The organism is Sphingosinithalassobacter tenebrarum, assembly GCF_011057975.1.
Lineage (GTDB): Bacteria > Pseudomonadota > Alphaproteobacteria > Sphingomonadales > Sphingomonadaceae > Sphingomonas > Sphingomonas tenebrarum.
The window spans coordinates 292,232-305,213 of sequence record NZ_CP049109.1 but is presented as its reverse complement, the minus strand read 5'-3'; the positions used below and the strand labels follow the sequence as shown (position 1 = coordinate 305,213).

The 12,982-nt window shown below is 62.7% G+C and carries 9 protein-coding genes; 8 read left to right on the top strand and 1 reads right to left on the bottom strand.

Translation table 11 applies throughout. The features are described from left to right. The first annotated feature begins 21 nt into the window (after positions 1 to 21). The gene (locus G5C33_RS01550; RefSeq protein ID WP_165325597.1) at positions 22 to 939 is read left to right on the top strand and encodes an SDR family NAD(P)-dependent oxidoreductase; all 918 of its coding nucleotides are present in this window, start codon (positions 22 to 24) and stop codon (positions 937 to 939) included. Positions 940 to 951: 12 nt separating this feature from the next. Here G5C33_RS01550 and G5C33_RS01545 read toward each other — a convergent pair whose 3' ends face one another. Continuing rightward, positions 952 to 1,653 carry a TetR/AcrR family transcriptional regulator gene (locus G5C33_RS01545; RefSeq protein ID WP_165325596.1) on the bottom strand — a complete coding sequence of 234 codons (702 nt, stop codon included), beginning with the start codon at positions 1,651 to 1,653 and terminating at the stop codon, positions 952 to 954. A 206-nt stretch (positions 1,654 to 1,859) separates the two neighbouring features. On the opposite strand from G5C33_RS01545, the gene G5C33_RS01540 reads away from it, so the two are divergent. The 7 genes from G5C33_RS01540 to G5C33_RS01510 all read left to right on the top strand — a co-directional run bounded on the left by G5C33_RS01540 (position 1,860) and on the right by G5C33_RS01510 (position 12,949). After that, on the top strand, positions 1,860 to 4,514 hold the full coding sequence (locus G5C33_RS01540) for a TonB-dependent receptor plug domain-containing protein (RefSeq protein ID WP_165325595.1): 2,655 nt from the start codon (positions 1,860 to 1,862) through the stop codon (positions 4,512 to 4,514). A gap of 118 nt (positions 4,515 to 4,632) precedes the next feature. Then, the gene (locus G5C33_RS01535) at positions 4,633 to 5,919 is read left to right on the top strand and encodes a serine hydrolase domain-containing protein (protein ID WP_165325594.1); all 1,287 of its coding nucleotides are present in this window, start codon (positions 4,633 to 4,635) and stop codon (positions 5,917 to 5,919) included. Further along, positions 5,916 to 7,190, top strand: a complete 1,275-nt coding sequence (locus G5C33_RS01530) for a serine hydrolase domain-containing protein (protein ID WP_165325593.1) — start codon at positions 5,916 to 5,918, stop codon at positions 7,188 to 7,190. The genes G5C33_RS01535 and G5C33_RS01530 overlap by 4 nt, the downstream gene beginning before the upstream one ends. After that, the gene (locus G5C33_RS01525; protein ID WP_165325592.1) at positions 7,180 to 8,664 is read left to right on the top strand and encodes an MFS transporter; all 1,485 of its coding nucleotides are present in this window, start codon (positions 7,180 to 7,182) and stop codon (positions 8,662 to 8,664) included. Before G5C33_RS01530 ends, G5C33_RS01525 begins: the two co-directional genes overlap by 11 nt. A gap of 406 nt (positions 8,665 to 9,070) precedes the next feature. Further along, positions 9,071 to 9,298, top strand: coding sequence for a hypothetical protein (locus G5C33_RS19515; RefSeq protein WP_165325591.1), 228 nt, complete (start codon positions 9,071 to 9,073; stop codon positions 9,296 to 9,298). Between the two features lie 338 nt (positions 9,299 to 9,636). Continuing rightward, entirely contained in the window at positions 9,637 to 11,433 is a 1,797-nt protein-coding gene (locus G5C33_RS01515) for a PIN-like domain-containing protein (protein WP_165325590.1), read from the top strand. Then, positions 11,420 to 12,949: an ATP-binding protein gene (locus tag G5C33_RS01510; RefSeq protein WP_165325589.1), complete on the top strand. Its 1,530-nt coding sequence runs from the start codon at positions 11,420 to 11,422 to the stop codon at positions 12,947 to 12,949. The genes G5C33_RS01515 and G5C33_RS01510 overlap by 14 nt, the downstream gene beginning before the upstream one ends. Positions 12,950 to 12,982 lie beyond the last annotated feature (33 nt).

The window sequence follows — 12,982 nt, the reverse complement described above, 5'->3', positions numbered from 1 at the left end:
TTCTTTCTGACAGGGGACATCATGACCATCGATCTTACGGGGCGCGTCGCGATCGTGACGGGCGCGGGCGGCGGGCTCGGCAAGGCGCACGCAATGGCGCTGGCGGCGCGCGGGGCGCGCGTCGTCGTCAACGATTTCGGCGGCGCTGCCGATGGCAGCGGCGGATCGCCCGCCGCGGCACAGGCAGTGATCGATGCGATCGTCGCGGCGGGCGGCGAAGCGATCGCCCATGGCGCCTCGGTTACCGACCGCGACGGCGTCGCCGACATGGTCGGCAACACGCTCGATCGCTGGGGCCGCGTCGACATCCTCGTCAACAATGCCGGCATCCTGCGCGACAAGAGCTTCGCCAAAATGCCGCTCGAAGATTTCGCGGCTGTGGTCGACGTCCATCTGATGGGCGCGGTCAATTGCACCAAGACGGTGTGGGAGCCGATGCGCGCGCAGGGCTATGGCCGGATCGTGATGACGACCTCCTCCTCGGGCCTCTTCGGCAATTTCGGCCAGGCAAACTATGCCGCGGCAAAGATGGCGCTGGTCGGGTTGATGCAGACGCTCGGGCTGGAAGGCGCCAAATATGATATCCGCGTCAACTGCCTCGCCCCCACCGGCGCGACGCGAATGATGGAGGGGCTGCTACCGCCCGAGGCAATGGCGCTGCTCGCGCCCGAACGCGTCAGCCCGGCGCTGCTCGCGCTCGTCGCCGACCATGCGCCGACGCGCACGATCCTGTGCACCGGTGCCGGTAGCGTCGAGGCGGCGCATGTCAGCCTGACGCAGGGCATTCATCTGGGCGACGCGGACGACGCGTCCGAAGCGATCCTCGCGCGTCTTCCTGAAGTCACTGATCGTCTCGGCGACACACTCCCGCGCGAGGCGTTCGACCAGAGCAGGCTCGAGCTGGAAAAGGCAGGCTATCGGCCGGCTGAGGCTGGCTGAAGGCCGCGCCCATCAGGCGCTCGGAACGCTTGCGCCCTTCTTGCGATTGTACAGCGCATCGAATCCGCCGACCATGAAGGTCACGAACCGATCGCGTACGGCCGCGAAATCCTCCGACTTGCAGATGCCGCCCGACAGCCGGTCGATGCGGCCGGTGCGCGACAGGATCAGCGAATAGGCGCCCGAAGTGAATTGGAAGCTCCAGAACAGATCCTCCGGATCGGCATCGGGCAGCGCCTTTTGCAGCAGGCCGACCAGCCGGAGCACCAGCGGGTCGAAATAGGTGTCCATTTTTTCCGCGCCGTATCCCGGGGCGTTGTTCACCTGAGCGAAGATCCGCCCGAAATGCCGCCAACCTTCCTCGCCGTTGATATAGACGTCGAAAGCGCTGTCGTAATAAGCGCGTAGCGCGCCTTCGATCGTCGGATGGTTGCCCACCTCGGCCTCATAGGCGTCGAGCCCTTCGGTCCGTACGGTCACGGCATATTGCACGCGCCGCTCGAACACGGCGTCGAACAGCGCCTCCTTACCATCGAAATAATAGTGAATGAGTGCCGGATGGATGCCCATCTTGTCGGCGATGTCCTTGATCGTGACGCCGAAATAACCGAGCTGCGAGAACAGATCCTCGCTGGTGTCGAGGATCGTCTTGACCGTCGCCGCCCGCTGCTCGGCGCGCGTTCGGCGCCCCTCGCGCTTCGATGCTGCTGCCATAATCTACGATCCTCCTGACCGCGCGGCCGCGCGGCGTATTCTCTTCATTCGGTGCGACGATGGAGGCGACGTCCCCTCCGGTCAACCTGACCCACCACCGGACAGATATTTTATTTAGCACTAAATGAATGAACTTGACGCTCGCGCGCGGCGGCGACTAGAGTTCAGGCGCAAGGCGGAGAACCGTCAGCTTCAAGGAGGGGTCTATGGCAATCATTGAAGGCGGTGTACGCCGCATGGCGCTGAGCAGCACCGCGGCGCTTACCGCGACGTTCCTTTTCGCGAATGCCGCAGCGGCGCAGGACGCCGCCGCGCCGACGTCCGATACGCCGGTCGCGCAGTCGCAAGCGGACGATGCGGCGCAGGACGCACCCGAGATCGTCGTAACCGGATCTAGCATCCGCGGCGTCCCGCCCACGGGATCGAACCTGATCAGTGTCGGTCGCGAGGATATCGAAACGATCGGCGCATCGACGACCGCCGACCTGCTGGCGACGGTGCCGCAACTCAACAGCTTCAACACCGCGCCGCGCGCCGCTAATGCCGGCGCCGGGGCGTTCGCGCCGGGGCTGCGCGGCCTGCCACCGTCCGCCACGCTGCCGCTGATGAACGGCCACCGCCTGATTTCGGGCGGCAACAACCAGACGAACCCCGACTATCCCTTCCTGCCCGAGCTGGCGATCGAGCGCGTGGAAATCGTAGCCGACGGCGCGTCGTCAATCTATGGTTCCGATGCGGTCGCGGGCGTCGTCAACTTCGTCACGCGCAAACGCTATTCCGGTCTCGAAGCCTCCGTCCGCTACGGCATGGCGGACGATTACAGCAGCTTCAACGGCAACCTGCTGGGCGGCACCGACTGGGGCAGCGGCTCGGTCTTGGTTGCCTATCAATATTCGCAGAACAGCAACATCACCGGCGGTGATCGCAGCTATCGCATCACCGATTTTCGTCCCTATGGCGGAACCGACACGCGCAGCGCATCCTGCCCCGACGCCAATGTGCGCGTCGATGCCACGGCCTATGCCGTCTATTACGCAGCGCCCGCGCTCGCGCCCGGCAGCCGCAATTATTGCGACAGCGGGGCACACGCGGATCTGGTGCCCGAATCCCGCCTGCACAGCATATTCGGCTCGGCGCGGCAGGAACTGAGCGACAACATCACCTTGTGGGGCGAGGTTCTCTATTCCGATCGCAAGGACACGGTTCAGGCCGCGCCCGGCGTGCTGGGGGTCTTCCTGCCCGCCTCCAGCCCCTTCTTTCAGGCGCCGCCAAGTGCCCCCGGCGCGACCACCGAATATGTCGAATATCGCGCCGACAATCTCTACGGGCGGAACTATATCGACAATCTCTATCGGGTGAAGGCGGGCAATTCTTCGGCGGGCGTCGATATCGGCCTCGGCAGCGACATCGAACTGAGCGTCTACGGTACCTTCGACTGGGGTTCGAACCACGCCTATCAGCCCGTGCTGAATACCGCAGCGGCATCGGCGGCGGCGCTCGCCGGAACGCTCGATCCGTTCGGCAACGACACGCCGGCATCGGTCGCCGACGCGATCACGAACCTCACGGTAGACGTCACCTCGTCGCAGCGCATCTATCTCGGCGCGGCGCGGATCGACGGATCGCTGATCGATCTTCCCGGCGGCGCATTGAAGTTCGCCGCGGGCGCCGAATATCGCCGCGAAACGCGCAAGCAGACCGGCACCTATTACGGCTTCCCGGTGCCCGAGGACCAGGCGCGGAACATCGAATCGGTATTTGGCGAGCTTTATGTTCCGATTTTCGGCGCCGCCAACGAGACGGCGATGCTGCACCGCCTCGCGCTGTCGCTGTCGGGACGATATGACCATTACAGCGACTTCGGCGACACCGTAAATCCGAAGTTCGGCGTCGATTGGAGTCCGGTCGAAGGCGTTGCGTTCCGCGCCAGCTACGGGCGCTCGTTCCGCGCGCCGGGCCTGCGGGAAGTCGCCGCCACCGTCGGCGCTTATTATGTCAGTACCGCAAATCTGGCCGCGAACGGCCTGATCGATCCGACGCGCGGCGCGGCGCAGGTCAACACCATCTACCTGCTCGGCGGCAATCGCGACCTGCAGCCCGAAAAGGCGCGGACCTATTCGTTCGGGGTTGACCTGCAACCCACAATGCTGCCGGGCCTTCGCGCCAGCGCAACCTATTACGACATCCACTATACCGATGTGATCGGACAGCCGCCGGTCACGCTGGTATTCAGCGATCCGACCTTCGCAACCGTAGTTGCGCGCGATCCGACGCCGGCCGAGCTCGCTTCGTTCATCGCGCTCGGCATCCCCAGCGGCTTTCCGGACCCGCTGCCGCCGATCGGCAATCTGATCGACCGGCGCAACGGGAATTTCGGCGTGCGCGACACCAACGGCATCGATTTCGACGTCAGCTATCGCCACACGACCGGCTTCGGCGCGCTCTATGCGGGTATCGCGGGCAACTACATCCTCAACTTCGACACACAGCTGTCGCCCACCGCGCCGACCTCGAACAGCCTGAAGCTCGGGCTGCCGCGCGCCACCTTCCGGATTACCGCCGGAGCGACCGCTGGCCCGGTCAATTTCACGACCTTCGTCAATTATCGCGACGGCGTGACCAGCACCTACGCGACCCCGACGGGAACCGCCGAATATAGCTCCGACCCCTATACGACGGTCGATCTGCGCTTCTCGGTCGATCTGCCCGATACCGGGCTCGCCTCGGGTACGCAGTTTCAGATCCAGGTCGACGACCTGTTCGACGCCAAGCCGCCCTTCTTCCCGGCGACCGATGGGATCGGCGGCACCTACAATCCGATCGGGCGCTACGTCGCGCTCGGTCTGCGGAAAGCCTTCTGAACGGGAGAGCTCCCGCCCGTGCCGTGACGAAGCGCCTGGCGTTTCGGGGCATGGGTGGCGAGCGCTCGCACCGTCTTCGTTCCTTATCATTTGCTTTCGCGCCCGGAGCGCCTGTTCGATGACCCTTGATTCCCCCCAAACCGTGCGAGGGTTCGATCCCGACAAGCTCGCGAAAATCGCTCCCGCGCTCGAACCCTTCGTCGCGTCGGGCGAGCTTGCCGGGATCGTCACGCTCACCGCGCGCGGTGGAGAGATCGTGCAGTCCGATGCGATCGGCTGGGCCGATATCGAATTGCACCGGCCGATGCGGCCAGACACGCTGTTCCGCATCGCTTCGATGAGCAAGCCGATCAGTTCGGTCGCGGCGCTGATTCTGATCGAGGAGGGAAAGATCGCGCTCGACGATCCGGTGACGCGCTGGATTCCCGAGCTTGCCGACCGCATGGTGTTGCGCGACCCCGCCGGGCCGCTCGACGATACCGTCCCGGCGCATCGCGACATCACGATCGAGGATCTTCTCACCCATCGTTCGGGCATCGCCTATGCGCCCTTTTCCGAGGGGCCGTTGCAGGCGGCATACGAAGACCGCCTCGGCGATCCGGGGATGAATCGGATGAGCGTCGACGCATGGCTCGCCGCGCTCGGCAGCCTGCCGCTCGCCTATCAGCCGGGCGAACGCTTCCATTACGGCCATTCGACCGAGGTGCTTGGCTTCCTGCTCGGCCGCGTCGAAGGCAAGCCGTTCCGCCAATTGCTGCACGATCGCATCTTCGCGCCGCTCGGCATGGTCGACACCGATTTCTGGTTGCCGCCCGAAAAGCGCGACCGGCTCGCCAGCCTCTATGCGTGGGACGAGGGCACCACGAAGCTCGCCAAGGTACCGGTCGCGATGTACGACGCGCCGCCTGAATATACGCCCGGCGGCGGCGGGCTGATTTCATCGGCGCCTGATTATCTTCGCTTCGCGCGAATGCTCCTCGGCGAGGGCGCGCTTGACGGCGTTCGCCTGCTTCGCCCCGAAAGCGTCCGCGCGATGCGCACCAACCGGTTGACCGATGCGCAGCGGGAAGTGCCCTTTGTCGGCATGCCGCTGTGGCAGAAGAACGGCTTCGGGCTGGGGCTTTCGATCGCCGAGGATTTGACCGACAACCCCTATGCGTGCGGCGCGCCGGGATCGCTTACCTGGCCGGGCATTTTCGGAACCTGGTGGCAAGTGGACCCGGCCAATGACCTCGTGATGCTCTATCTCGTCCAGCATCAGGTGCCGGTTTCGGCGCATTCGGGTTCGACCATCGCGGCCGGACGCGGGGCGGCGGGGCGCGCCGCACTCCCGGTCTATCAGCGGCTTGTCTATGCCGCGCTCGAAGCCGGTGCCTGCCCTTCCGTCACGGGAGCGACGCCATGAGGCCGGGCCGCCTGACGCTTGCGGTGGCACTGGCGCTCGCCGGTTGTGCACCCGTTACCGCGCCTCAAAGCACGGTCGCATCGGCGTCCGCACCTGTCGCCGATACCCGGCTGCAGGCGCTTGTCGACCGCTATGTCGCGCAGGACATGGCACCGGGAATCGTGATCGCGGTCGGCCATGGCGATGCGCCGCCGCACTTCTATTCCGCCGGGCATATCTCGGACGACGAAGGCGCGGCGGAAGCGGGACCGGACAGCCTGTGGCGCATCTATTCGATGACCAAGCCGGTCACGGCGATGGCGGTGATGCAACTAGTCGAAGACGGCAAGATCGGGCTCGATCAGCCGGTGAGCGACTTCATTCCCGCCTTTGCCGAAATGCGCGTACTGACCGATTCCGAAACCTCGCTCGACAGTCGCCCGGCAAGGCACCCGGTCACGATCCGCCATCTGCTGACGCACAGCGGCGGCCTGATCTACCCGTTTCTCGGCAAGGGGCCGTTGCAGGATGCCTATAACCGGCTGGGATTGATCGGCGGCCGCGTGCCGCCCGCGGCGATGGCCGGCCAGCCCGCCGACCTTGCCGACTTCGCCAATCGCGTCGCCAGCCTGCCGCTGATCGCCGAGCCCGGCACGAGCTGGCATTATTCGGTGAGCAGCGACGTGCTCGGCCGCGTCATCGAAGTCGCGTCGGGCATGGCGTTCGATCGCTTCGTCCAGGAGCGGCTGCTCGATCCGCTCGGCATGACCTCGACCTATTGGACGGTCCCGACCAGCGAGACCGGCCGCTTCTCGACTGTCTATGCCTGGGTCGACGGACGCCGCGTGCCGATCGATACCGGCGCGGCGTCGGACTGGCTGCACCCGCCGCGCATGCCGTTCGGCGGGTCGGGGCTCGTCTCCTCGGCGCGCGATTATGATCGGCTGCTAAGGATGCTGGCGAACGGGGGCGAAATTGACGGCGTACGCGTGCTGCGTACTGAAACTGTCCGGCTCGCCTTGTCCAACCTGCTGCCTGACGGCGTGCGGGTGGTCGGCACCGGCACGCCCGACACTGCGGTTGCCGAAGGCTATGGCGCGGGCGGCTGGGTTTATCTTTCCGATGTTCCAGGCGGCGTCCATGCCGGGACCTATGGCTGGTTCGGCGCCGGGGGCACCATCGCCTTCATCGATCCGGTGAAAGGAATTCGAGTGACGGCCATGGTCAACTATTTCCCGGCGGACAAATGGCCGCTCCAGCGCGACATCATCGAGACGCTTTATGGCAAGTGACACGCCTGCCATCGCCAGACTCGGCGCCGAACAGGCCGCCCAGGCGGCGCGAAGCGTTCCGCTGACGCTGCGGTTCAAGGCGGGCTATGGCGCGGGCTCGCTCGCCGACGGCATCGTCACCGCCGGGTTCGGCTTCTTCCTGCTGTTCTATCTCACTGCGGTTTGCGGCATGTCGGGCACGATGGCGGGCACCGCTAAGATGATCTCGTTGCTCGTCGACGCCATCGCCGATCCGGCGATCGGACTGGCGAGCGACCGCGTGCGCACGCGGCTCGGGCGGCGATTGCCGTTCATGATCGGCGGGGTGTTGCCATTTGCGGGCGCGTTCGGAATGCTCTTCTCGATCCCCGCTTCACTCGAGGGCGCAGGCCAGTTCTTCTACGTCACGGCTTGCCTGATCGTGCTGCGGCTGTCGCTGTCTTTCTTCGTGCTGCCCTTCACCGCGGTCGGCGCCGAGGTGACCGACGATTATCGGGAGCGCGCGAGCGTCGTCTCCTTTCGCCTCACCTTTCAGAATGCCGGCGTGCTGATCGGCGTCGTGCTCGGGCTCGGCATCTTCATGGCGGGCGATGGCGGGCTGCTCGACCGCGGCAATTACGTCCCGTTCGCCTGGACGAACGCCGCGGTGATGCTGGTCGCCGGTCTGATCGCGATCGGCGTAGTGATGCGCGCGCTGCCGCGCCTGCACGCCCCGCCGCCCAGCGATACGCCCTTCATCGCGGGTTTCGTGCAGGAACTGGTCGAGCTATCGCGCAACCGCTCCTTCCTGCTGCTGTTCGGAACGGTGCTGGTCTATTTCCTCGCCTATACGACCTGGAGCTCGCTCGCGCTCCACGGCGCACGCTATTTCTGGCGGCTCGATACCTTCGCGATCCAGCTCGTCGTGCTGAGTTCGACTTTCGGCCCGTTGCTCGGCGCGCCGATCAGCGCCTTAGCGTTGCGCCATATTGAGAAGCGCACGCTCGCCATCGCCGCCTTCCTGGCAATCGCACTGTTTCAGATGTGGCCCCCGCTGCTGCAGATTTACGGCCCGGTCCCCCTCGATCCGACGGCGGCGGCGATCGTGCTGACTGTCAACGGCCTGCTCGTCGGCACCGCGATCATGATCGGCGGCGTCGCGTTCCAGTCGATGCTCGCCGATACCGCCGACGAGCATGAGTGGCTGTTCGGCGTGCGGCGCGAGGGACTGTTCTTTTCGGGGCTGACGCTTGCCTACAAAGCGTCGGCCGCGCTCGGTGGACTGATAGCGGGTGTCGCGCTCGATCTCATTTCATTTCCCAGCGATCTCGCTTCACGAGCGCCCGACATGCCGATCCCGGCGGACATTCTGACCCGGCTCGGGCTGATCGCCGGTCCACTGCCCGCTGCCTTCGCAGCGCTCGCTCCGCTTTTCCTGCTACGCTATCACCTTACGCGCAGCCGCCACGCTCAGATTATCACCCAACTGGACACTCGGCACCGAAGCGGCGCGTAGGCCGCGGAGCGGGCAAGTAGGTCGCGAAGCGCTTTTTCGGGCAGCGGTCTTGGCGTGCGAGCTTTCATCGGTAACAATCAGCCGACGCGTGACTTGTCGGTGACCGGCGATCATCGGGCGATCCTAGATGCAGTTTGGATCTCAAGCCAGTGACGGCCAAGAAGGAAAGCGCCGAACGCTCTGACATGATTACGTTGCTGAACCGGATAGTCAGTTTCCCTCTCTATCAGAAATGCAGGAAGCGAATGTTCAGCCACGCTAATTCATAGGTCAGTACCGCGAACAAGGCTGCCATTCACAGAGTGCCTTGGGACGTCCATAAGCGGACTATCAATCAGATCTTGTTGCTGCGCGCCTATGTCCCTTATCGATCAGCCAATCTCACCCTGCCATTGTTCAAGCCCCGATGGCGGGGATCTCCACTCCCTCGCTGGCAGCCGCGGTTTCCAAAGCAGGTGGACTCGAATCGACCGGCGTAGGCGCAACTGACGCCGTCGACGCACGGCCAATGATTGAAGAACTGCGGGGTCACGACTCGCTAGCGGATAATAGTCGCGAATTGGGTTCGGAACGTCCGGATTTGGGTGCACTGGTCAAAAGCTGCCCTTCGAAATCACTCCAGCTTCGGCAGTAAATGGCCTCGCCAAAGTTCTGCTGATCCTCAGTATACTCATCGTGGCTGAGACAGTGTTTTAAGTGCACGTGGCGAACGCGCGCAGCAGGTACGGGTGACTGCAGGACGTGTTAACGTCTCATCCCTAGGTTGCGGTTTTCCTCGCTCACACCTTGATCCTGACTTTACAATTATCCAGGTGCCCTCGATGATTTAGTCCTGGTTCTGCAGAAGCCAACGTCTAAGGACCCGGTACCGATTCAAAGGGAATCGAAAGGTAGGATGCATTGTTCCAGGATCCGGCACCCGACAGGAACGAGGTGATATCTGCTCTGAGTAGGGCACTGCAGGATGACGATGTGCCGGTGTATTTTGACACAAGCGTCCTGTTGCGATGCTACGAGTTGAGCGCGAAAGCGCGCGACGAACTCTTTCTGACGTTTGAGGTGTTGGCCGACAAGGTGCGGATTCCCCTTTGGACGGCAAAGGAGATATTCGCAAGGACGCGCGCCTCCTCACGCGGAAACCCGTTTGCGAAACCACGTCTCGAGATTCTGACGAAGTTAAGTGCCTTCAAGGATCTTGCTCATCGTTATGTGGACGATGACGGAGCACCGACAGACAAGGCCGACGAGTTCTTCGAACATCTAGCGGGGATCGAAGCCGAGTTTCGGAGAGCGACGGCAGGGCTAACCTCGCACAGGATCGATGCCGAGCATACTACCGCTTTATTGGTTCCGCTCGTCAACGAGCGCGTGCTGTCATCCGATCTGGATGCAATCGTGGCTCGCGCCGGCCGAGAAGGCGAACTGCGGTTCTCGCATGGCTTACCCCCAGGACCTGGTGATGGTCCCGGCCCTGAAGGGACCGGTGGTGACCTCGAAGCCTCACGAGCGAAAGGCAAGAAGCGCAATTGCTATGGGGATCTGATCATCTGGTGGGAGATCCTGGATGATCTGATCCTTAACCAGCGCACGAGATTTGTCATCGTTACATGCGATGTGGACAAGGGCGACATGGTCTACGCCCCTCGTCACCTGTCTGGGCCGGAAGGCAATCTCGTGGAGAACTCCAGCCTTACGCTTCCGCATCCTATGCTCGTCGCCGAGGCACGCAAGGTTGCGAGCGTTGTCGAGGTGCACGTCATCTCCTTGGATCAATATTCCCGATTGATGGGCGGGCCGTTGGGGTTGGACCTGTCCAACCTCCTTCGGGCGCTACAGAAGCCTCCCGAGCCGGACTCGACTGAGATACTCGGTGCAAGAGCCCCGGTCGATCATGCCTTGGTAGGCGAGGAAGAGACACTACCGGCCGACGGCGCATCGTCCGAGGACTACCGACGATTTACGGGACGCGATCTTAGCTACGCGATCGATGAGAATGACGAGGTGGACAAACTGATCGGTCAGATCCGAAGTGCCGATTGGCAGGTCATCCGCAGAGCATTCGCGCGGGATGGAGTTCCGATGAGCGGCGCCTCGCGTGAGCAGATGCTCCACATCGGCGCTGCGATGGCAGAAGCAGTCAACGCCAGGGTGCAGATCGCCCGCGAACGGCTGGAATCGTTGCTGCTGGAACAAGGCGGCGCGACCGCGGGGGCACAACTCTCACGACGCCAACGACAGTACCTTCTCCTCGGTGTCCTCGCGAGCATCTACATCGGCAGGGATGGAACTCCCATCAAGCCGGTCTCCTCACATTCGCTTTCCGAAATCGTCTTCTCGGCATTCAGCAGGCCGGGCTACGGCGACCCGTTCCAGGATATTCTGAATCGTCTTGCGGCCTCACGCGAAGCGTACTTGCGCCTACCTGACGAAGGGGCAGAGGCCGCGGAGATATCGTTGGTCACCGAGCGGGTCGACGAAGGCGTCTCACGATTGCTTCAGGCTGTTGTCAATGACGAGGTGGATCTACTGGAGCGCGACGTCCCGCGGTCACGTCAGCTTGTGAAGGTGGGCGACGAGGTTCATCTTTCTCTGGACGAGCTGAGAACCCGCGTGGCCGACGAGTTCGCCGTTCCGCTTCCGCTGGTTGTAGCTGGCCCAGCCGAGGGGCAACTGTTGATCCCTCGCGGACTCGGTTTCGTTAGATGGGGGCCTGGCACGGGGATGACCCTTAGAACCCCCACCAGAAGGGACACGAATGAAACAGGTTGATATTCCCGAAAGAATCCTCGTTGGGTCGTATTTCCTAGAGACGCTGACGACGGGGATGTATGAGAACCCTCTTCACTGCGTTCGCGAGTACGTTCAGAATTCGTTCGATGCCGTTCTCGATGCTCGTAGGGCGACGATCCTTCAGTCGGCCCAAGGCACTATTGGTATAGCGGTGACAAGTTCGTCCGGAAGGAAGAACCTAACGATCACCGACGACGGTTCGGGTATCGCCTCTGCTTCCGCCATTGAGACACTTCTTTCCCTCGGCAACTCGGCGAAGAAGCCAGTTCTACATGCAGGTTTCCGGGGAATTGGTCGGTTAGCCGGCATAGCCTACTGTCAGACGCTACGGTTCACCACGTCATCGCCCGGCGAAACCATTGAGACGATCGTCGAATTTGACTGTGCCCTCCTTCGCGGATCGATGCGACCAGGAACGCGCGCGCGCGACATCTCGGACGTCATCAAGGAGGCGGTTACCGCGACTGTCTCGGATGCTCCAGCCGAAGCGCATTACACGAAGGTCGAACTGCTGTCGTTAACTGATGCCGGATCGGAACTGGTCGAAGAACAGCGGTTGACCGAATACCTCCGGCAGCATGCACCCGTGGACTACGCCCCCGATTTCGGGCACGTCGAGGAAATCCTCGAGGCTGCAGCGCGCTTCGGTGTCAACGTACCCACCGTTCGTCTCACACTTTCAGTGGGCCGACGGAAATCGGAAATCTTCAAGCCCTACCGTGATGTGCTTGGCGGCCAGGCCGAGGGCGGGAACACGACGGTCTCGAAAATACGCGAGGTTGAGACGTTCGGCGACGCTGACGGGGCTTGGTTCGGTTGGTTCGCCATTACCGACTTCCCTGGCGAAATCAAAGACGAAGCCGTTGCCGGATTCCGGTTCAGGATGAAGAACATCCAAATCGATGGCGTGGGAATTGCGGAGAATCTGCTGAGTGAAACCTCCGCGACTACTGACCGACGCTTCACGCGGTGGATGGTGGGGGAGATTTTCATCGGCGACACGTTGATCGTTCCGAACGCTCGCCGGGATGGTTTTGAGGAAGGTGAGCAATGGACTAAGGTGCAGAACGCTCTCCGCGTGATATTTGCCGATTTCGCGAAGCATATCCGCAAAATCTCTGCACGCAGGAACAGCATGGCGAAGGTGAAAAGTGAGCTTGCAACGGTCGATGACAAGGTCGCGGAACTGTCTTCGGGCGCAACGCGGGAGCAGAAGCGGGAAATCGACCGCACACTCTCCAAACAACTTAAGTCCCTTCAACGAAACCTGAACCGTGGCGCCGACGAGAAGCGTGTCTCCCTTCTCACTAGTCAAATCAAAGAATTGCGCGAACGGATCGAGACTATCCCGGAAAACCAAGACACGCGAAAATTCGTACTTCTTGAGACTACGCTCGCGACGATTGGAGAAGTGCTGCGCAGACATGTGCAAGAGGAGACAGCTCTAATGGTCGAGAGCGAAATAGCAGAACGGCTTTCAGAGATGGAGTCGTGACCTGCTCAAATTTCACTTCGTCGTTCGAAATCG